14 protein-coding genes and 1 pseudogene are annotated in these 20,080 nt (G+C 73.1%); 1 reads left to right on the top strand and 14 read right to left on the bottom strand.

All coding sequences use genetic code 11. The annotated features are described in order from the left end of the window. The 10 genes and pseudogenes from E4P41_RS17370 to crcB all read right to left on the bottom strand — a co-directional run. A pseudogene (locus E4P41_RS17370) lies at nucleotides 1-570 on the bottom strand (13E12 repeat family protein); the annotation flags it as partial. 140 nt (nucleotides 571-710) lie between these two features. Next, nucleotides 711-1,154: a chemotaxis protein CheW gene (locus tag E4P41_RS17365; protein ID WP_135142518.1), complete on the bottom strand. Its 444-nt coding sequence runs from the start codon at nucleotides 1,152-1,154 to the stop codon at nucleotides 711-713. Beyond that, the gene (locus tag E4P41_RS17360) at nucleotides 1,151-3,571 is read right to left on the bottom strand and encodes a chemotaxis protein CheA (RefSeq protein WP_135142517.1); all 2,421 of its coding nucleotides are present in this window, start codon (nucleotides 3,569-3,571) and stop codon (nucleotides 1,151-1,153) included. Before E4P41_RS17360 ends, E4P41_RS17365 begins: the two co-directional genes overlap by 4 nt. Before the next feature lie 139 nt (nucleotides 3,572-3,710). After that, on the bottom strand, nucleotides 3,711-5,339 hold the full coding sequence (locus tag E4P41_RS17355; RefSeq protein ID WP_135142516.1) for a methyl-accepting chemotaxis protein: 1,629 nt from the start codon (nucleotides 5,337-5,339) through the stop codon (nucleotides 3,711-3,713). A 391-nt stretch (nucleotides 5,340-5,730) separates the two neighbouring features. Further along, the gene (locus E4P41_RS17350; protein ID WP_135142515.1) at nucleotides 5,731-7,338 is read right to left on the bottom strand and encodes a methyl-accepting chemotaxis protein; all 1,608 of its coding nucleotides are present in this window, start codon (nucleotides 7,336-7,338) and stop codon (nucleotides 5,731-5,733) included. Nucleotides 7,339-7,756: 418 nt separating this feature from the next. Then, the gene (locus E4P41_RS17345) at nucleotides 7,757-9,361 is read right to left on the bottom strand and encodes a methyl-accepting chemotaxis protein (RefSeq protein WP_245177441.1); all 1,605 of its coding nucleotides are present in this window, start codon (nucleotides 9,359-9,361) and stop codon (nucleotides 7,757-7,759) included. 229 nt (nucleotides 9,362-9,590) lie between these two features. Then, a complete protein-coding gene (gene otsB / locus E4P41_RS17340) occupies nucleotides 9,591-10,364 on the bottom strand; it encodes a trehalose-phosphatase (protein WP_135142513.1) in 774 nt (257 codons plus the stop codon). After that, nucleotides 10,361-11,776 (bottom strand): trehalose-6-phosphate synthase, encoded by a 1,416-nt coding sequence (locus E4P41_RS17335; protein ID WP_135142512.1) that lies wholly within the window; start codon nucleotides 11,774-11,776, stop codon nucleotides 10,361-10,363. Before E4P41_RS17335 ends, otsB begins: the two co-directional genes overlap by 4 nt. A gap of 48 nt (nucleotides 11,777-11,824) precedes the next feature. Further along, complete coding sequence (locus E4P41_RS17330) at nucleotides 11,825-12,178, bottom strand: CrcB family protein (RefSeq protein WP_135142511.1); 354 nt, start codon at nucleotides 12,176-12,178, stop codon at nucleotides 11,825-11,827. Continuing rightward, nucleotides 12,175-12,552, bottom strand: coding sequence for a fluoride efflux transporter CrcB (crcB, locus tag E4P41_RS17325; protein WP_135142510.1), 378 nt, complete (start codon nucleotides 12,550-12,552; stop codon nucleotides 12,175-12,177). Before crcB ends, E4P41_RS17330 begins: the two co-directional genes overlap by 4 nt. A gap of 158 nt (nucleotides 12,553-12,710) precedes the next feature. On the opposite strand from crcB, the gene E4P41_RS17320 reads away from it, so the two are divergent. After that, complete coding sequence (locus E4P41_RS17320) at nucleotides 12,711-14,126, top strand: HAMP domain-containing sensor histidine kinase (RefSeq protein WP_167761145.1); 1,416 nt, start codon at nucleotides 12,711-12,713, stop codon at nucleotides 14,124-14,126. Nucleotides 14,127-14,179: 53 nt separating this feature from the next. On the opposite strand, the gene ngg is transcribed toward E4P41_RS17320, so the two are convergent. The 4 genes from ngg to E4P41_RS17300 all read right to left on the bottom strand — a co-directional run bounded on the left by ngg (nucleotide 14,180) and on the right by E4P41_RS17300 (nucleotide 19,702). Then, nucleotides 14,180-15,901 carry an N-acetylglutaminylglutamine synthetase gene (gene ngg / locus E4P41_RS17315; RefSeq protein ID WP_245177440.1) on the bottom strand — a complete coding sequence of 574 codons (1,722 nt, stop codon included), beginning with the start codon at nucleotides 15,899-15,901 and terminating at the stop codon, nucleotides 14,180-14,182. Nucleotides 15,902-15,936: 35 nt separating this feature from the next. Then, complete coding sequence (locus E4P41_RS17310) at nucleotides 15,937-17,718, bottom strand: N-acetylglutaminylglutamine amidotransferase (RefSeq protein ID WP_135142507.1); 1,782 nt, start codon at nucleotides 17,716-17,718, stop codon at nucleotides 15,937-15,939. A 412-nt stretch (nucleotides 17,719-18,130) separates the two neighbouring features. After that, nucleotides 18,131-19,288 (bottom strand): DUF6596 domain-containing protein, encoded by a 1,158-nt coding sequence (locus E4P41_RS17305; RefSeq protein WP_135142506.1) that lies wholly within the window; start codon nucleotides 19,286-19,288, stop codon nucleotides 18,131-18,133. A 6-nt stretch (nucleotides 19,289-19,294) separates the two neighbouring features. Further along, entirely contained in the window at nucleotides 19,295-19,702 is a 408-nt protein-coding gene (locus tag E4P41_RS17300; protein WP_135142505.1) for a YciI family protein, read from the bottom strand. Nucleotides 19,703-20,080 lie beyond the last annotated feature (378 nt).

Below are 20,080 nucleotides of genomic sequence, written 5' to 3'. Positions count from 1 at the left end.
CAACCGCCGCGCCGCCGCGGCCGCGTCCCGCTTCGCGACCACCCGGCGGGCCTTGTCCCCCAGCTGGGCCGGGCTGGTCACCTGGTTCCGCTTCGCGACCCAGGCAAGCAGCTCGGCCTCGATCTCCGCCCGCAGCACGTCGTCGGCGACCGGAGCGACCTTGTCGATCAGGTGCCACAGATGCCCCTCGTGCAGCACCCCCGACTCCAGCGCCGCCAGCGTCGCCGGCAGCCGGTGCACCAGGATCAGCGACTCGGCCAGCAGTGCCTCGGCACCCTGCTGGGTCAGGTTCAGCGCGATCGCCACCTCCGGCGTCGCCCACTCCGACACCGGGCGCAGCACCTCCGCCCGGGCCGCCCACCGCTCGGCACTCATCGCACCGCGCTCACCCTGCGCCCGATCGGCCGACGCCGGCCGGGAGGTGGCGAACTCCGCCACCGCCCGCGCCCGCACCGCCGTGGCCCGGGCGATCTCCCGTGACGCGGCCTGCACCACCCCCAGCGGACCGGACGCCCACCCCACGGTGGGCGCGCCAGCACCCGGAGTGCTGGTCTGCGTCCCGCCGTCCATGCCCTCGATCATACGTTCGAACGCGCCGATGAGCAAGTCGAATGCGCAGGTCAGCGGGGTGGTCCGGCGAGAGCCGACACGCGGCAGCAGACGCCTCCCGCGCAGCCGGTGAACGGACGCTCGCCGGGGGCGAGCGTGTCTCAGGCGCTGACGGCCTGGTGCACGTCCAGCGCCAGCAGCAGCTGGCCGTCGAGCTTGAACGCGCCGCGGATCAGCTCGCGCGCGGCCCCGTCGAGGGTGTCCGGCGGCGCCTCGAAGTCGGCCGGGTCGACGTCGACGACGTCGGCGATGGCGTCGACGAGCAGGCTGACCGCCTCGCCGTGCAGTCGGACGACGATGACGACCGCGTCGGTGCCCTCCGGCCGCGGCGGGCGGCCGAGCCGCTCGCGCAGCTCGATCGCCGTCACCACCTGGCCGCGCAGGTTGATCAGGCCGGCGACGGCGGCGGGGGCCAGCGGCACCCGGGTCAGCCCCTGGCTCTTCAGCACCTCCTGCACGTGCGCCACCTCGACGCCGTAGAGGTCACCGTCCAGCCAGAAGGTGGCCAGCTGACCACCGATGGCGGGGGCCTGGGCGGTGGTCATCGGGAGACCTCCAGGAGAGACGCGGGGACGCCCTGCGGCGTCGCGGACAGGGAATCGGCCGGCGCGAGGGTGGCGGGGTGGGCGAGGGTGGCGGGGTGGGCGAGGGTGGCGGGGTGGGCCGTATAGAACGCCGGGTCGGCGGCGAGGATCGCGGCGCGGACGTCGAGCAGCTCGGTGACCCGGTCGCCGAGGACGGCGGAGCCGAGCAGGCCCAGGTCGTCGATGTCGCTGCGGACGGCGGCCTCGCCGTCGACGATGTCGAGGATCTCCTCGACCACGATGGCCACGCTGCGCCCGTGGTCGGTGTAGACGATGACCTCGAGGACGTCGCGGTCGGTCTCACCGTAGGCGCCCAGATGCCGGTCGAGCCGCACGATCGGCAGGATCGCGCCGCGGTACTGGACCACCTCACGGTTGCCGACCCGCTCCACCGACTCCGTGCGCACCTGCTCGAGGCGGGTGACGGTGTCCAGCGGGATGGCGACCCGGCGGCCGCCGCCGATGGCGGCCAGCAGCATCCGCTGCCGCTCGGCGTCGGTCGCCTGCGCCTGCAGTGCCGCCTCGCGGGAATCCTGGCGCTCGGTGGTCTCGGTGCGCAGCGCCCGGCGGGCCAGGGCCTGCACGTCGAGGATGAGCGCCACGGTGCCGTCGCCGAGGACCGTGGCGCCGGAGTAGAGGCCGATCGCCTTGAGCTGGCCGCCGACGGCCTTGACGACGATCTCCTCGGTGTTGATGACCCGGTCGACGACCAGGCCGAACCGCCGGCCCTCGGAGCGCAGGACGGCGATGACAACGTGCCCGTCGTGCCGGTCGGAGGTCAGCCCGAGGACGTCGGTCAGCCGGACCAGCGGCAGCAGCTCGCCGCGCAGCCGGTACACCGGGGCGCCGCCGACCTCCTCGACGGCGGTGGCCGCCTTCTCGGCGTCGAGCGCGACCAGCTCCTGCAGGCTGATCTGCGGGATGGCGTAGCGGTCGCCGGCGCACTCGACGGTCAGCGCCGGGACGATCGCCAGGGTCAGCGGGATGCGCAGCCGGGTGCAGGTGCCCTTGCCGGGGACCGACTCGACCTCGATGGTGCCGCCGATGGACTCGATGTTGGTCTTGACGACGTCCATGCCGACGCCGCGGCCGGAGACGTTGGTGACCTTCGCGGCCGTGGAGAAGCCCGGCAGGAAGACCAGCTGCAGGACGTCCTGCGGGCTCATCCGGGCCAACGCGTCGGCCGTCACCAGCCCGCGCTCGACGGCCTTGGCGCCGACCCGCGCCGGATCGATGCCGGCGCCGTCGTCGGCGACCTCCACGACGACCTGGCCGCTCTCGTGCTTCGCGCGCAGGGTGAGCACGCCCTCGGCCGGCTTGCCCACCCGGATCCGGACGTCGGCGTCCTCGATGCCGTGGTCGACGGAGTTGCGGACCAGGTGGGTCAGCGGGTCCTTGACCGCCTCGAGCAGCGTCTTGTCCAGCTCGGTGTCGCGGCCCTCCATCTCCAGGCGGATCGACTTCTCCAGCTGCAGGCCGAGGTCGCGGACGACGCGCGGCAGCTTCGACCAGATGTGGTCGATCGGCTGCATGCGCGTCTTCATGACGCCCTCCTGCAGCTCGCTGGCGATGAGGTTGAGCCGCTGCGAGGCGCGCACCAGGTCGGTGTCGTTGGAGCGCCCGACGTACTGGACGATCTGGTTGCGGGTGAGCACCAGCTCCCCCACGAGAAGCATGAGCTCGTCGAGCAGGTCGACGTCCACCCGGATGGTGCTGTCTGCGACCGCCCGGCGGGCCTGGCCGACGCCCGGGGCGGCCTCGCCGTCGTGCGTGGCGTCGGGCTCGTGGTTGGCCTCCACGGTCGGCTCGGGCCGCGGGACCGGGACCGTCGGGGCCTCGGCCACGGGGGCCGGCACCTCGGCGGCGGACACCTCGACGACGGGCGCCTCGACGACGGGCGCCTGGACGACGGGCGCCTGGACGACGGCAGGCGCAGTGGCCGGCTCGACGGCCGACTCCCCGACGGCGGGGGCGGGCGCGGCGGTCACGGGGGAGTCGTCCATCGCCGCGCTGATGTCAGCGACCACACCCGAGACGTCGACCGGCCCTTCGCCACCGGTCGCCTCGATGGAGGCGAGCAGCGCGCGCACGGTGTCGACCATCTGCAGCAGCACGCTGGTCCGGTGGGGGGTCAGCGCGAGAGCGCCGTCCCGGAGCCGGGAGAGCATGTTCTCCCCGACGTGGGTGACCTCCTCCAGGCGGTGGAAGGCGAGGAAGCCGCTGGTGCCCTTGATCGTGTGGATCGTGCGGAAGATGCTCGAGAGCCGCTCACGCGAGTCGGGCTCCTGCTCGAGGGCGACCAGGTCGGTGTCCAGCTGGTCGAGGTTCTCGTGGCTCTCGACCAGGAACTCCTCGACGATGTCGTCCAGACCGTCCACGTTGCTCTTCTCTCTCGTCCCGGGAGCGTCGTGCGCACTCCAGGGGGTTCATCGGCGGGAGGGGGCGCGAGGTCAAGCCCAACGCGTGGGGCTGGCCCGCCGGTCCGGGCGCGTGCAGCCCGGACCGGCGGGGCGGTGCTCAGTAGCTGAATCGGGAGACGCTGGTGCGCAGGTCGGCGGCCATCCGGGACAGCTCGTCGACCGCGGTCCGGGTCTGGGTCAGCGCCTGGGTGGTCGACTCCGCGGCCGTGGACACCCCGGTGATGTTGTGTGCGATCTCGGTCGTGCCGCTGGCCGCCTCCTGCACCGAGCGCGACATCTCATTCGTGGTCGCGGTCTGCTCCTCCACCGCCGAGGCGATGGTGGTCTGCCGGTCGGAGATCTGCGCGACGATCGAGCTGATCTCCTCGATCGCCGACACGGCCGCGGTGGTGTCGCCCTGGATGGACTGCACGCGCCGGGCGATGTCCTCGGTCGCCTTGGCCGTCTCCTGGGCCAGCTCCTTGACCTCGTTCGCGACGACGGCGAAGCCCTTGCCCGCCTCACCGGCCCGCGCCGCCTCGATCGTGGCGTTCAGCGCCAGCAGGTTGGTCTGCTCGGCGATGCTCGTGATGACCTTGACGACGTTGCCGATCTCGGCCGAGGACTCCCCCAGCTTGGCGACGGTGGCCGTGGTGTACTCGGCGGCGTTCACCGCCTTCGTGGCCACGTCGCTGGCCTCGGCGGCGTTGCTCGCGATCTCGCGGATCGAGGCGCCCATCTGCTCGGCACCGGCAGCAACGGTCTGCACGTTGCGGCTGACCTCCTCGGCAGCCGTGGAGACGACGCCGGACTGGGCGCTGGTCTCCTCAGCCCCGGCGGAGATCTGCGCCGACGACGCCGACAGCTCCTCCGACGACGCCGCCACCGCGTCCGCCGACGCGACCACCTCCGCCATGAGGCCGCGCAGGCTGGCAACGGCCTCGTCGAGCGAGGCGCCCATCCGGCCGAGCTCGTCCTGGGAGGTCAGCCCGGCGGTGCGGGTCAGATCACCGGCGGCCAGCCCCTCGGTGACCTCCTGGACGCGACGCACGCTGCGGGCGATCCCCACGGCGACCCACAGGCCAATGCCGACGGCGGCGGCGATACCGGCGACCAGGATCAGGACGGACGTCGTCCGCTGCGAGGACGCGGCGTCCGCCGCGGCGACGGCGGCGTCCTCGGCCTCCGTCGTCTCCATCTCGATCAGGGTGTTGAGGTCCTCCTCGACCTGGGCGGCCAGCGGCCCGACCACGGTGTCGTTGGCCACGACCCAGGCGTCGAGCTGGTGCGTGAGCGCGAGCGGGGTGAGGACCGCTTCGGCCTGGCTCCGGTACTCGGCGTACCCCTCGCCGATCGCGGTGGCGAGTTTCCGCTTCTCCGGCGCCGAGGTGTCCGCGAGGTAGGTCTCGAGGGCCGTGCGGAGCTGCGCCGTCACCTCCTCCACGGCGTCGAGCGCCTGCTCGGCCTCCACCCGGTCGGTGGTCAGCACGGCGTCCCGGATGGCGACACGGGTGTCCTTCACCGCGCCGCGCATGGCGGACACATTGGTGACGCCGTGGACGTTGTCGTCGAGCATCCGCTGGGTGCGGTCGGCCGCGGCGTTCAGGGCCTGCAGGCCCAGCAGGCCGACGACGGCGGCGACGAGCGAGGCCACCCCCACCGCGAGGAGCACCTTGGTCTTCACCCCCCGGTCGGCGAACCAGTGGGTGCCTCGCCGGCCGGTGGCCGGCAGGGACGTGGTGCTCATGGATCCTCCTGGGGAAGACGGGGAAATTCGGGATCGGCCGCGATCTCCCCGGGGGCATTCGGCCGTGCGCGACCAATGTGGCGGTGCGTCGGCCATTTCCCGCGCTGCCACACACGCCCCCGACGAATTGTTATGGGCCCCGCGGGTCAGCGCACAATGGGGGCCGTCATGTCGACAAGGAGCGCACCCGCCATTCCTGGTCGCGATCGGGACCGGAATGGCGACGAGCAGGGCGCTCAGCAGGTGAAGCGGGCCACCGAGGTGCGCGGGCCGGCGGCCCTCCGGGACAGCTCGCCCACCGCGGTCCGGGTCCGGTGGCCGGACAACGGCAGAGGGACGGCAGCTGGACCATCCCGGCTGCCGCCCCTCCCGTCCCTGGGATGCCGCGCGGTCAGTAGGTGAAGCTGCCCACCGAGGCGCGCAGGCCCGCGGCCATGCGGGAGAGCTCGTCGACCGTGGCGCGGGTCTGGGTCAGCGCCTGCGTCGTGGAGTCCGCCGCACCCGAGACCCCGTTGATGTTGACCGCGATCTGCCCCGTCCCGGTAGCGGCCTCCGTCACCGACCGGGACATCTCGTTGGTGGTGGCCGTCTGCTCCTCCACCGCGCTGGCGATGGTGGTCTGCCGGTCGGAGATCTGCGCGACGATCGAGCTGATCTCCCCGATCGCCGTCACGGCCGCGGTGGTGTCGCCCTGGATGGCCTGCACCCGCCGGGCGATGTCCTCGGTCGCCTTCGCCGTCTCCTGCGCCAGCTCCTTGACCTCGTTCGCGACGACCGCGAAGCCCTTGCCCGCCTCACCGGCCCGCGCCGCCTCGATCGTGGCGTTCAGCGCCAGCAGGTTGGTCTGCTCGGCGATGCTGGTGATGACCTTGACGACGTCGCCGATCTCCTTCGACGACTCCCCCAGCTTCGTCACCGTCGCCGTGGTGGTCTCCGCCGCCGTCACCGCCCGCGCCGCCACCTCACTGGCCTCGGCCGCGTTCGACGCGATCTCCCGGATGGACGCGCCCATCTGCTCGGCACCCGCCGCCACCGTCTGCACGTTCCGGCTGACCTCCTCAGCGGCGCCGGCCACCACGCCGGACTGCGCCGAGGTCTCCTCCGCCGACGCCGAGATCTGCGCCGAGGACGCGCTCAGCTCCTCCGACGACGCCGCCACCGCGTCCGCCGACGCCGCCACCGATGACAGCACCCCCCGCATGCTGCCCTTCGCCGCGTCGAGGGCGGCCGCCATACGGCCGAGCTCGTCAGCCGACTCCACCCCGGTGGGCACGGTGAGGTCGCCGGCCGCCATCGCCTCAGCCGAGCGCTGGACCGACCGGACGGTCCGCGTGATGCGCCGGACGATGAGCACGGTGAGCACGGTGGCCACGAAGACGGAACCCAGCGAGATGGTCAGCAGCCGGGTGATCGCCGCCTGGGCCGCGGCCGCGGATGCCGTGTTCCGCTCGGCGGTCTGGGCGGACTGCGCGACCCCCTCGGCCTCCAGCTCGTCGGCGATGATCTGCAGCAGCGGCTGCAGCTGCTGCGACTGGACGGCGGAGAAGGCGGCGAGGTCGCCGCGGTCCGCCGCGGGGAACAGTTGGGTCTCGACGAGGTCGAGGAACTCCGTGCGGGTGGACGAGAAGGCCGCCATCGCCTCCGGGGCCACGATGTAGGGCTCGTAGGCGGCCAGGCCCGCCGCCAGGTCGGCGTTCTTCTCCTCCATCTGCTCCCTGAGCTCCAGCCGGCGCTCGGGCGTGGACACCGCGTACTCGAGGGTCCGCACGCGGTGCGCGGCGTGCGCTCGCTGCACCTCGGCCAGGGCGTTCAGCGGCAGCACGTTCTCCTCGTAGATCCGCTCCTGGCCGTCGCGCAGGTCGACGATGCGGTGGACGGCCAGGAGGTTGGTCGCGAGGACGACGGCGGCCAGCAGGGCGACGACCGCCCCGATCTTCACGCCGATCGGGCGGTCGGTGAACCAGCCGCTGCGGCGGCCGGTGGTGGCGCTGGTTGACATCTCGGGACTCCTGCAATCGCGCACGGGAAATGGGGGGAGCTGTTCCCGTCGCCTCTCCCGGCGTCCGGTGGTCGCTCGTCGGGAAAGGTAGGGCGGCACGGGGCGGAAGTGGTGGCGCGAAACACCTCGCAACCATTTCGCAACCTGAGCGACGACCATTCTCGCCATGTCGACATAAATGACCGCGCAGCCGATTCCCGTGCGGTCACCGGGCGCCCCGCCGTGACGCCGGCACACGACGGGGCGTGGGGGGATGGTCACGGCTCACGGGAGGACCGCAGCGCTGGGCGTCTCCTCCGCGGTGCCCGCGACACGGGTCGCCGACCGCACTCCCGCGACTCCCTGTCGGCACCCCTCCTGACGGCGGACGCGACGGAGCGCCTGACCGGTGGGCCGGTCAGGCGCTCCGGGAGCGTGCTCAGTAGGTGAAGCGGGACACCGAGGTGCGCAGGTCGGCGGCCATGCGGGAGAGCTCGTCGACGGCGGTGCGAGTCTGGGTGAGCGCCTGGGTGGTGGAGTCGGCTGCGGCCGAGACGCCGGTGATGTTGTCGGCGATCTGACCCGACCCGCTGGCCGCCTCGCTGACCGAGCGGGACATCTCGTTGGTGGTCGCGGTCTGTTCCTCCACCGCGGAGGCGATGGTGGTCTGCCGATCGGAGATCTGCGCCACGATCGAGCTGATCTCCCCGATCGCGGCCACCGCCGCCGTCGTGTCGCCCTGGATCGCCTGCACCCGCCGCGCGATGTCCTCGGTTGCCTTCGCCGTCTCCTGCGCCAGCTCCTTCACCTCGTTGGCCACCACCGCGAAGCCCTTGCCCGCCTCCCCGGCCCGCGCCGCCTCGATCGTGGCGTTCAGCGCCAGCAGGTTCGTCTGCTCCGCGATCGAGGTGATCACCTTCACCACGTTGCCGATCTCCGCCGAGGACTCCCCCAGCTTCGCCACCGTCGCCGTCGTCGTCTCCGCCGCCGTCACCGCCCGGTGCGCCACGTCCGACGCCTCCGCCGCATTCGACGCGATCTCCCGGATGCTCGCGCCCATCTGCTCCGCCCCCGCCGCCACCGTCTGCACGTTCCGGCTGACCTCCTCCGCCGCACCGGCCACCACACCGGACTGCGCCGAGGTCTCCTCCGCCGACGCCGAGATCTGCGCCGAGGATGCCGACAGCTCCTCCGACGACGCCGCCACCGCGTCCGCCGAGGCGGCGACCTCGGCCATGACGGCGCGCAGGCTGCCCTGGGCCTCCTCGAGGGCGGCCGCCATCTGCCCGAGCTCGTCACGCGAGGTGACGCCGGAGGACGCGGTCAGGTCGCCGGCGGCCAGCGCCTCCAGCGCGGTCTTGACCCGCTGCACCGGCCGGGTGATCGAGCGCAGGATCGCCATGCTGGCGCCGGTCACCAGCAGCAGCCCGAGCGCGGCGACCGCCAGGGTGATCCGCTGAGCACGCGACAGCGTCGCGCCGAGTTCGGCCTCCACGGCCAGCGCCCGCTCGCGCAGCAGGTCCTTGGCCTCGCCGACGGCTCCGTCGGTGATGTCGTTGGCCGCCTGGATGTCGTTCCAGGCGACCCGCGCGGCGGCCTGGTCGGCGACCGCCCCGTTCACGTATGCGGTGATCGCGTCGGTGTAGCCGGTGAAGGTGTCCTCCACCTCGGCGACCGCGACGTCCAGCGCGTCGTCCAGCGGGATCGCGCTCAGTTCGTCGATCAGCTCGCGGGGGCTGGCGATGTCCTCGGCAAGCTCGGGCAGCTGCTCGGCGGGGACGGGCCGGACGGCGGCCTTGTAGCCGTCGACCTTGAGCTCGCTGGCCCGGGTGTCGATCTGCAGGATGAGGCTGTAGGCGTGCTCGATGTCGGCCAGTTCCTGGCTGACGTCCTGCACTCGCGCGTTACCGGCGTAGACCGCACCGCCGATGCCGGCGAACGCCAGGGCGACCACGCCGACGAGCGAGCCGAACTTGACCGACAGCCGCCGGTCGGCGAACCAGCCGCCGGAGCGTCCCGAGGGTGGAGGAGTGGGCACAGACACGGTGTTGCTCCTGGAGGCGAGGGGGCGACGACGCGCACTCCGCCAGTTCGATCCGGATCCCCGCGTCCACGTCGACGGCGGTGGGGTGCCGCGCCATCGTGGGGCATTCCGGGGGTCGAGCAACGCCATCCTGTGGCGTGTTGCGCCGCGCCCGCCGAAAAGCGCCGGCGACCGCACTCCCGCCGTGGACAAGTCGATGGCCGGCGCCATTCCCGTGCGCCGGCGGGACTCAGTCCAGCGCGTCGGCCAGGGTCTCCAGCACCAGGACGACGGCGGCCGGGTCGGGAACGCGGTAGCGGGCCGCGGTCGCGCCCTCCCCGACCTTGACGGTGAGGTCGTCGGGAGAGAGGACGCGGAAGGCGTCCTCGTCGGTGCGGTCGTCGCCGAGGTAGAGCGTCGTCGCGGCGCCGAGGTCGGCGCCGAGCCGGAGCAGCGCGCTGCCCTTGTCGGCGTCGGTGACGGCGAGCTCGAGCACCTCCTTGCCCGGCTTCTTCGTCAGTGACGGATCCGCCGCGGCATCGGCCTGCTCGAGCAGCGCGGCGGCGGCGATCCGATCCGGCGCCTGCCGCACGTGCACCGCCACGCTGGCCGGCTTGACCTCCAGCCGTGCGCCCGGCACCGCCGCGACGAGCGGGGCCAGCTGCTCGGCGAGCGCGTCGCGCCGCGCGGCGAGTTCATCGGCGAGCGGGCCGCCGTACTCGGCCCCGTGACTGCCGATCCAGCGGTAGGGCCCGTCGAGCCCGCTGACCGCCTGCAGGTCGGCCACGCCCCGCCCGCTGACCAGCGCCACGACGACACCGTCGCGAGCGGCCAGCCGACCCAGCGCCTCGGCGACGCCGGGCTGGGGGATCGCGGCCGAGGGGTCGCCCACCAGCGGGGCGAGGACGCCGTCGTAGTCGCTGGCCACGAGCAACGGCCGCCGTCCGGCCAGCGCCGCCAGCGCCCCGGTCAGGTCCGCCGGCAGCCCGGCAGGGGTGTCGGCCGGTGCCGGGGAGCCGCTCACGCCTGGGCGCGCAGCGCGTCGAAGAACGAGGCCGCCCAGTGCTCGAGGTCGTTCTTCGCCAGGTGGCGGCGCATCGCCCGCATCCGCTTGGCGCCCTCGGCCGGCTCCATCCGCAGGGCGCGCACCAGCTGATTCTTGACCCCGGCGATGTCGTGCGGATTGACCAGGAAGGCCTGGCGCAGCTCGGCGGCCGCCCCGGCGAACTCCGAGAGGACCAGGGCACCGCCGAGGTCGCTGCGCGCGGCGACGTACTCCTTGGCGACCAGGTTCATGCCGTCGCGGTACGGGGTCACGAGCATGACGTCGGCGGCGCGGTAGAGCGCGGCGAGCTCCTCGCGGGGCACCGACTGGTTGATGTAGTGCACCGCGGGACCGCCGAGGGTGCCGTAGATGCCGTTGATGTGCCCGACCTGCTGCTCGATCGTCTCCCGCATGTGCACGTAGTGCTCGACCCGCTCACGGCTGGGCGTGGCCACCTGCACCATCACCGTGTCGGGCGCCTCGAGGACGCCGTCCTCCAGCAGCTCCTCGAAGGCGTTGAGCCGGACGGCGATGCCCTTGGTGTAGTCCAGCCGGTCCACGCCCAGGATCAGCTTGGCCGGGTTGCCGAGCTCGGCGCGGATCTCCTCCGCCCGCTTCGCGACGGAGGGACTGCCGGCCAGCTCCTCGAAGGCACGGACGTCGATGGAGATCGGGAAGGCGCGGGCGGTCACCGTCCGGCCGTCGTACTCGATCGTCGACCCGCGGGCGGGCAGGTCGTGCAGCCGCCGGGCCAGCTGGACGAAGTTCGCCGCCGCGCTGGGCCGCTGGAACCCGACCAGGTCGGCGCCGAGCAGACCCTCGACGACGGCCCCGCGCCACGGCAGCTGGGTGAACAGCTCGTAGGGCGGGAACGGGATGTGCAGGAAGAAGCCGATGGTGAGGTCGGGCCGCCGCTGGCGCAGCATCGCCGGCACCAGCTGCAGCTGGTAGTCGTGCACCCAGACGATCGCGCCCTCCGCGGCGACCTCCGCGGCACGCTCGGCGAAGCGCTTGTTGACCTGGACGTAGGTGTCCCACCAGGTCCGGTGGTACTCGGGCTTCTCGACGACGTCGTGGTACAGCGGCCACAGCGAGGCGTTCGACATGCCCTCGTAGTAGTGGTCGACCTCCTCCTCGGAGAGCGGCACCGGGACCAGCGACATCCCGCCGGACTCGAAGGGCTCCGGCGCCTCCCCGGCCGACCCGGACCAGCCCACCCACGCGCCCCCGCGCCCGGCCACGAACGGCTCGAGCGCGGTGACCAGGCCGCCGGGGCTGCGCTGCCAGCGCGTCGTCCCGTCGGGGTCGGTGACCTGGTCGACCGGCAGCCGGTTGGCCACCACGACCACGGGGCTGTCGGCCCCCTCGTGTCCTGCTGCTGTTCCAGCCATACCGCCCCCGACCCTACTGAGCGCGACCGTGCCCGGCTGCGCCGGCCCTCACCCGGAGCCCAGCATGTACCCCGCCGCGGCGGCTCCCAGGCCCAGGACGACGGTGGCGGCCAGGTGGCCCAGCGCGCGAGCCAGCGCCCGTTGCTCGACCAGCCGCAGCACGTCCGCACCGAACGTCGAGAAGGTGGTCACGGCGCCGCAGAACCCGGTGCCGACCAGGGCGAGGGCCGCCGGGGAAGTGCCGGCCGTCCCCAGCAGCACGCCGAGCAGCGCGCTGCCGGCGACGTTGACGAGCAGTGTGCCGCGCGCCGGATCCCGACCGCCGCGGGCGGCCAGCCGGATGACCAGCAGCCGCAGCGGGGCGCCGATCAGCGCGCCCGCCGCCACCAGGAGCGGCGTCACCGGGCTCGGCGGCCCCGCGCCGCCAGCGCGCCGGCGGCCACGGCCAGCACGCCGCCGAGGACCGAGACGAGCACGTAGCCGACCGCGAGAGCCACGGCCCCGGCGTCGAGGAGCCCGACGGCCTCCACCGCGAACGCCGAGTAGGTCGTGTACCCGCCGAGCACGCCGACGGCGAGGAACGGGCGTGCCCACGCCGGCTCGGGGGAGCGTGCGGTGAGGGTCGCGGTCAAGGCGCCCAGCAGCAGGCAGCCGGTGAGGTTGACCAGGAGCGTGGCCCAGGGCCAGCCGCCGGGGGAGGACGGCAGCGCCGTCCCCACGCCCCACCGGGCCAGCGCCCCGAGGACGCCACCCAGGGCCGCGAGCAGGTAGGCCACGCGTGCCCTCCCTTCTCGACGATCATGGAATGCCGGTCGCGGCAGGCCGGGCACCTTCGGCGTGTCGCCGCCTCGGGTCCATGATCGTCGCCGGACGGCTGGTCAGCGGCAGCCCGCGGCGCGGCGCGCTCGTGTCCGGCTCCCTACCCTCGGAGCCCATGGCTGGTCGGCGGCCGCGCCTGCACGCGCGGATGGGCAGCATCCGTACCCGCGTCCTGGCCGTGGTCATCGGGCTTCTGGTGCTGTCCTCGTCGGCGGCGGTGCTCCTGCTGCGCACGTCCCTGCTCGAGGACCTCGAGGACGAGGTGCAGCAGAGCCTGCTGCGTGAGGCCGAGGAGTTCCTGCGGCTCAGCCGCGGCGACGACCCGCGCACCGGCGAACCCCTCGAGGGCGACGTCCAGGCCCTGTTCGACGCCTACTTCGACCGCGAGGTGCCCGACGAGGGCGAGACGCTGCTGGCCTTCCTCGACGGCGAGCTGTACGAGGCACGGCGCTCGCAGGACGGCGCGCCGGTGGGCCAGCTCAGACCTGCCGTGCAGTACTGGCTGAGCCTCGACGAGCGCGAACAGGGCTCTCTCGACACCGAGGTGGGCGAGGCCCGCTACGTCGCCCTGCCACTGCAGGGCGACGACGCGGAGGGCCTGTTCGTGGTCGCCAACTTCCCCGCCTTCGAGCGTGACGAGATCGAGGCCGCCGTCCGGGCGCAGATCCTGGCCCAGCTGACCGCCCTCACCGGCGCGTCGCTGCTCGCGCTGGCCCTGTCCGGCCGCATCCTGCGCCCGCTGCGCGACCTGGCCTCCACCGCGCGGAAGATCTCCGACACCGACCTCAGCCGGCGGATCCCGGTCTCCCGGCGCGACGAGGCCTCGCAGATCGCCGCGGCGTTCAACGACATGCTGAGCCGGCTGGAGAACGCCTTCACCTCCCAGCGGGAGTTCCTGCACGACACCAGCCACGAGCTGCGGACGCCGCTGACGATCATCCGCGGTCACGTCGAGCTGCTCGAGCTCGACGGGACGCCGGAGGAGCGCGCGCAGACGGGAGCCCTGGTCCTCGACGAGATCGACCGGATGACCCGGATCGTCAACGACCTGTTCCTGCTCGCCCGCTCCGTCCAGCCGGACTTCCTGCAGGTGGGGCCCACCGACCTCCGGCAGGTCGTCGCGGCCGCGTACCAGCGGGCCGGGGCGCTGGCCGACCGCGACTGGCGGCTCCGGACCGGCGACGCGGTGCCCGTGGTCGGCGACGAGCAGCGGCTCCTCCAGGCCCTCCTCCAGCTCGCCGACAACGCCACCCGGTACACCCGCCCCGGCCAGGTGATCGAGTTCGGCGCCAGCGGCGACGACGGTGTCGGGCGGATCTGGGTCCGCGACGAGGGCCGGGGCGTCCCGCCCGAGGTCGCCGCCGGCATCTTCCGGCGTCGCGAGCGGGGTGCCGACCGCGACCCGTCGTCCGGCGCCGGGCTGGGACTGGCCATCGTCGAGGCCATCGCCCGGGCGCACGGCGGCGGTGTCCGGCTCGTCGAGCACACCGGGCCGGGCGCCTGGTTCGAGGTGACCGTCCCGAGGCGGTAGCGGAGTCGCCCGAGCGCGGAAACCGTCACCGAGCGACTCCGCAAGCGGCGGTGTCAGCGGCGGCGGGTCTCCGGGAAGAGCAGGTCCACGAACCGCGCCACGGTCGGCTGGGGCTCATGGTTGGCCAGCCCCGGCCGCTCGTTGGCCTCGATGAACACGTGGTCGGGGCCCTCGACGTCGGGCACGAGGAAGTCCAGCCCGGTCACCGGGATGCCGATCGCCCGGCTGGCCCGGACGGCGGCCTGCACGATCTGCGGGTGCAGCCGGTCGGTGACGTCCTCGATGGTGCCGCCGGTGTGCAGGTTCGCCGTCCGCCGGACCCGGATCCGCTCCCCGGACGGCGGGACGTCGTCCATCGCGTACCCGGACTCGGCGACCACCTCGGCGGTCGCGTCGTCCAGCGGGATCCGTGACTCCCCGCCGGTGGCGCGCTCGCGCCGGCGGCTGGTGGCGCGCACCAGCCCGGTCACCGGGGTGCGGCCGTCGCCGACCACCTCGGCCGGACGGCGGACCGCGGCGGCCACCACCTCGTGGTCGATGACCACCACCCGGAGGTCGTCGCCCGCCACGAGTTCCTCGACGAGCACGTCGGGGCAGAACTGCAGCGCCAGGCGGACGGCGCGGTCGAGCCCGGCCTCGTCGCTCACGCCGACGGTGATGCCCCGGCCCTGCTCGCCGCGGGCGGGCTTGACCACCACCTCGCCGCACTCGGCCAACAGCGCGCGGGCGGCCTCCAGGTCCCCGTCGGCCGCGGTCGTCCCGCGGGGGACGCGGACGCCGGCGCGCTCCATGATCCGCCGGGTGACCCGCTTGTCATCGCACCGGCTCATCGCCACCGCACTGGTGAACTCCGACAGCGACTCGCGGGTGAGCACCGTGCGGCCGCCCAGGGACAGCCGCATCTCGCCCCACTCGGCGTCGTTGACCTCGACCCGGACCCCGCGTTCCAACGCCTCCTCGGCGATGATCCGCGCGTAGGGGTTGACGTCCTCCAGGCCCGGCGGGCGGGCGGCGAACAGCGGCGTGTTGATCGGGTTCTTCCGCTTGACGCACACCGCGGGCGTGCGGTGGAAGCCGAGCTTGCGGTAGAGCGCGATGGCCCCGGCGTTGTCGTGCATGACCGAGAGGTCGAGGTAGGCGCGGCCGCGGCCGACGTAGCGCTCGGCGAGCACCCGCACCAGCGCCTCGCCGGTGCCGGGCGGGGCGTCCTGGGCATGCACGGCGAGGCACCACAGGCTGGTGCCCCCTTCCGGGTCGTCGAAGGCGAGCAGGTGGTCGACCCCGGTGACGGTGCCGACGATCCGCCCGGTACGGCGGTCCTCGGCGACCAGGTAGGTGAAGGTGCGGGTGCGGTGGTTGGCCCACATGGTCTCGGCGTCGCCGGTGACCATGCCGTTGCGGGCGTAGATCTCGTTGATCCGGTCCATCTCGGCCAGCGCGGTCACCGTGCGCACGAAGACGCCGCGGATCAGCTCGGGTCGCGGGCGGTAGCGGTGCAGGTCGAGCCGGTAGGTGTAGCTGGGGTCGATGAACAGCTCGTCGGGAGCCAGTCCGACCAGCACGTGCGGGTCCCGCGGGTAGATGCAGATGTCGCGGCGGCCGCTCTCCTCGGCGCGCAGGGCGTCGACGATGCCGTGCAGGTCGGCGAAGGTCTGGCCGAAGACCAGCCGCCCCCAGCCGAGGTCGAGGACGACGTCGGGCTCCATCCCCTGTCGCTGGTGCTCGGAGACCTGCTGCCAGGGGCGGCTGGTCGGGGGCGGGGGAGCGGACACCACGGCGCGGCGACGGTGCCCGGCGAGCCGGGGCATCTTCACACCCCGTGGGCCTGCAGCCAGAGCTCGAGCAGGCCCAGCTGCCACAGCTTGTTGCCGCGCAGCGGGGTGAGCTCGCCGTTCGGGTTCCCGAGCAGCTCGTCGACGTACTCCCGGCGGAACAGCCCGCGCTCGCGGGCGGCGTCGTTGGATAGTGCGTCCTTGACCAGGTCGAGGACCTTGCCCTCGAGGTGGGTGATCGCCGGCACCGGGAAGTAGCCCTTGGGCCGGTCGATGACCTCCGGCGGGATGACGCGCCGGCCGATCGCCTTGAGGACGCCCTTGCCGCCGTCAGCCAGCTTCAGCTCCGGCGGGCAGGCCGCGGCCAGCTCCACCAGGTCGTGGTCGAGGAAGGGCACCCGGGCCTCCAGGCCCCAGGCCATGGACATGTTGTCCACCCGCTTGACCGGGTCGTCGACCAGCATGACCTCGCTGTCGAGGCGCAGGGCGGCGTCGACGGCGGTCTCGGCGTGCGGCGCGGACATGTGCTGCCGGACGAACTCCAGGCTGGGGTCGCCGTCCACGGCGTAGCGGTCGGCGACCAGCCGCGCCATGTCGACGGCGTCGCGGTCGAAGAACGCCGCGGCGTAGCGCTCGACGGCCTGCTCGCGGCCGGCGCCGGCCAGCGGCGGGTACCAGTGGTAGCCGGCGAACACCTCGTCGGCGCCCTGACCGGACTGCACCACCCGGATCGACTGGCTCACCCGCTCGGAGAGCAGGTCGAAGGCGACGGCGTCGTGGCTGACCATCGGCTCGGCCATCGCGCCGATCGCGTGACCGAGGGCGGCGGCGAGCTCGTCGGAGGCGACCCGGATGCGGTGGTGGTCGGTGCCGAAGCGCTCGGCGACGACATCGGAGTACTGGAACTCGTCGCCCTCCCGGCCGCCGACGGCCTCGAAGCCGATCGAGTAGGTGGCCAGCCCGGTCTGCCCCTCCTGGGCGAGCAGGCCGACGATCAGGCTGGAGTCCAGCCCGCCGGAGAGCAGCACCCCGACGGGGATGTCGGCGACCAGGCGCCGGCGGACGGCGACCCGCAGCGCCTCCTCGATCGCGTCCTCCCAGTCCCGGTCGGACCAGGAGGCCTGCTCGGGACGGCGCTCGTAGCGGGCCTCCCAGTAGCGGTGCTCGCGGGAGGTGCCGTCGGCCTCGATCACCCGCACGGTGGCCGGGGGCAGCTTGCGGACGCCGTTCAGAATCGTCCGCGGCGCCGGGACGACGGCGTGCCAGGTGAGGTAGTGGTGCAGGGCGACCGGGTCGATGGAGGTGTCGACGTCCCTGGCCTGCACCAGCGCCGGCAGCGAGGAGGCGAACCGCAGCCGCCCGGGAGCCTCGGCCAGGTAGAGCGGCTTGATGCCCAGCCGGTCGCGGGCGAGCACCACGCGCCCGGTGTCGCGCTCGGTGATGACGAACGCGAACATGCCGTGCAGGTGCGAGACGACGTCGGTACCCCAGTGGTGGTAGCCCTTGAGGATCACCTCGGTGTCGCTGGTGGAGAAGAAGCGGTAGCCGTGCCCCTCCAGCTCGGCGCGCAGCTCCCGGTAGTCGTAGATGCAGCCGTTGAAGACCGCGGTCAGGCCGAGCTCGTTGTCGACCATCGGCTGGCTCCCGGCGGCCGAGAGGTCGATGACCGACAGCCGCCGGTGCCCGAAGGCCACTCGCCCGTTGCTCCAGGCACCCTGGCCGTCCGGCCCGCGGGGGACGAGGCACTCGACCATCCGCCCCACGGCGGTGGTGTCGGCCAGGGAGCCGTCGAACCGGATCTCGCCGGAGAGGCCGCACATGGCCTCGATCCAACCCCACCGGCCGAGCCGATGCGACCGCCCGGGGCCGACGTCACACCGACGCAACACCCTGTTCCACGTGGAACCGGCGTCCCCGCCCTGCGGCGGACATGGCCGGTGGGGGAGACGAGACACCGTCGTGGATCGCCAACAAGATCGCGACTGTGCTCGGCCACGTCCCGGTTGACGTCCCTGTTCGGGAATCCTCACCGGGCGGGCCTTGCGGGACACCCCCCGTCGGGCCACCACACCGACCAGCTGGGTTCTCGCTCGAGGTTCCTCTTGCGGTGATCGCCAGGCGGAGCCAGGAGCCCGCGATCTCGGACTCTTGGAGGTCAAGTGACGCGGTCCGGCCGGGCAAACGGCTGAGCGGCCGTCCCCAATGGGTCGGCAGATGCCTGCCGCCCGCCACTCAATCCCGCAGTTCTGCGTTGAGCCGTGCGGCCTGTCGCGTGAGGTGGTCGCGTTCGGGGAGGTTGAGCGCCGATCGGGCGGCTTCGGCGAAGAGCTGCGCTGCGGTCACCAGGTCACCGTTCCGCTCGTGTAGGTACGCCGCGACGGCGGCGTGGCGGGGCAGGGAGGGGTCGAGCCCCGCCAGGGCGGCCAGGCCGGCCCGCGGGCCGTCGGCCTCGCCGACCGCGACGGCCCGGTTGAGGCGGGCCACCGGGCTGTCGGTGAGCCGCACCAGTTCGTCGTACCACTCGACGATCTGCACCCAGTCGGTCTCATCTACCGTGCGGGCGTCGTCGTGGAGAGCGGCGACGGCGGCCTGGGCCTGGAACTCGCCCAGCCGGTCGCGGTCGAGAGCGGCCTGGAGCACGTCGACGCCCTCGGCGATCAGGCTGGTGTCCCACAGGGCGCGGTCCTGCTCGGCGAGGGGCACGAGACTGCCGTCGGGGCGGACCCGTGCCGGGCGCCGCGCGTGGTGTAGCAGCATGAGCGCGAGCAGGCCCGCTACCTCCTCGTGCTCGGTCTCCGCCGCCAGCTGGCGGGTGAGCCGTATCGCCTCGGTGGCGAGGTCGACGTCGCCGGAGTAGCCCTCGTTGAAGATCAGGTAGAGCACGCGCAGTACCGTGACGACGGCACCGGGCTGGTCGAACCGGACGCCCGAGACGGTCTGCTTGGCCCGGCTGATGCGCTGGGCCATGGTTGCCTCCGGCACGAGGTAGGCCTGCGCGATCTGCCGCGTGGTCAGGCCGCCGACCGCGCGCAGTGTGAGCGCGACCGCCGAGGTCGGAGACAGGGACGGGTGAGCGCACAGGAAGTACAGCTGCAGGGTGTCGTCCACCTCCTCGGCCGGCCCTGGCGCCGGCTCGTCGTCGACGAGCACCTCGCGCCGCCGTCGGGAGGTGTCGGCGCGGGCGGCGTCGAGGAACTTGCGCCACGCAACGGTGACCAGCCAAGCCTTCAGGTCCCGCGGCGGGTCGTCCGGCCAGACGCGCACGGCTTCGACCAGCGCGTCCTGCACGGCGTCCTTGGCCGCCGCGAAGCCGGCTCCGCGGCGGCCGAGGATCCCGATCACGGTGGGGATGAGCGCCCGCAGCTGGTCCTCATCCGCCCCGCGGTCCACCGCGTGTCACTCCGTGATGGTCGGCGGCGCGCCCAGGAACGGGCGCACCTCGAGCCACTCGTGGATCGGCTTTCCACCCGCCCCTGGAGCCGCGGACAGCTCACCGGCCAGCTCGAGCGCCCGCTCGCAGGTGTCGACGTCGATCACCATCCAGCCGGCGATCAGGTCCTTGGTCTCCGCGAACGGGCCGTCGGTGACCGGCGGCCGCCCCTCGCCGTCGTAGCGGACGAACGTGCCCTCCGGGGAGAGCGCCTGACCGTCGACGAACTCACCGGTGCCCTCCAGCCGAGCGGCGAAGTCCTGCATGTACTGCACGTGGGCCGAGACCTCCTCGGGCGTCCACTGGTCCATCGGCACGTCGTTGACCGCTGCCGGCGCTCCTCGGTAGTGCTTGAGCAGCAAGTACTTGGCCATCGTCTTCTCCTCGGTGCGGTACGGCCCATTCTGGCCGTGTGCACTCCGGGGACGGAGCCGCGCTCGGGTTCTCGACATCCCGCGGCGACATTTCCTGGCGGACTGTCGATGACACCGCGCACTCCGCGGCGCCACAGATGGGGCACGGGGAGCCGCTTCGCGTCCGAGGCGCAGTGGCACGGTGGTGGGCCAGACCCGGCCCAATGCCACGTAGCTTAAGTTGATCATGTTTGGTTGGGTGTCGTGGCGGCCTCGGCGTGGCGGTCCGAGCTCGTTGAGGTTGGGTGTCACGGTCGGTCATGGGCGAGGCTGTGGCGGTGCGACCGGATCAGGTGTCGCTGGGGGTGTTGGTCTCGGCGGTGCCGCGGGACGCGGTTA

Origin of the sequence: Geodermatophilus sp. DF01-2, from assembly GCF_004571065.1 — a bacterium.
In the GTDB taxonomy this organism is placed as follows: domain Bacteria; phylum Actinomycetota; class Actinomycetes; order Mycobacteriales; family Geodermatophilaceae; genus Geodermatophilus.
The sequence above is the reverse complement of the archived record's forward strand: the minus strand, read 5'-3'. Positions and strand labels throughout refer to the sequence as shown.

Coding starts and splice junctions, on each gene's coding strand:
- E4P41_RS17335 (WP_135142512.1), bottom strand. CDS start 11,776: ATGGCTGGAACAGCAGCAGGACACGAGGGGGCCGACAGCCCCGTGGTC.
- E4P41_RS17350 (WP_135142515.1), bottom strand. CDS start 7,338: ATGTCAACCAGCGCCACCACCGGCCGCCGCAGCGGCTGGTTCACCGAC.
- E4P41_RS17300 (WP_135142505.1), bottom strand. CDS start 19,702: ATGGCCAAGTACTTGCTGCTCAAGCACTACCGAGGAGCGCCGGCAGCG.
- E4P41_RS17365 (WP_135142518.1), bottom strand. CDS start 1,154: ATGACCACCGCCCAGGCCCCCGCCATCGGTGGTCAGCTGGCCACCTTC.
- E4P41_RS17310 (WP_135142507.1), bottom strand. CDS start 17,718: ATGTGCGGCCTCTCCGGCGAGATCCGGTTCGACGGCTCCCTGGCCGAC.
- E4P41_RS17320 (WP_167761145.1), top strand. CDS start 12,711: ATGGCTGGTCGGCGGCCGCGCCTGCACGCGCGGATGGGCAGCATCCGT.
- E4P41_RS17355 (WP_135142516.1), bottom strand. CDS start 5,339: ATGAGCACCACGTCCCTGCCGGCCACCGGCCGGCGAGGCACCCACTGG.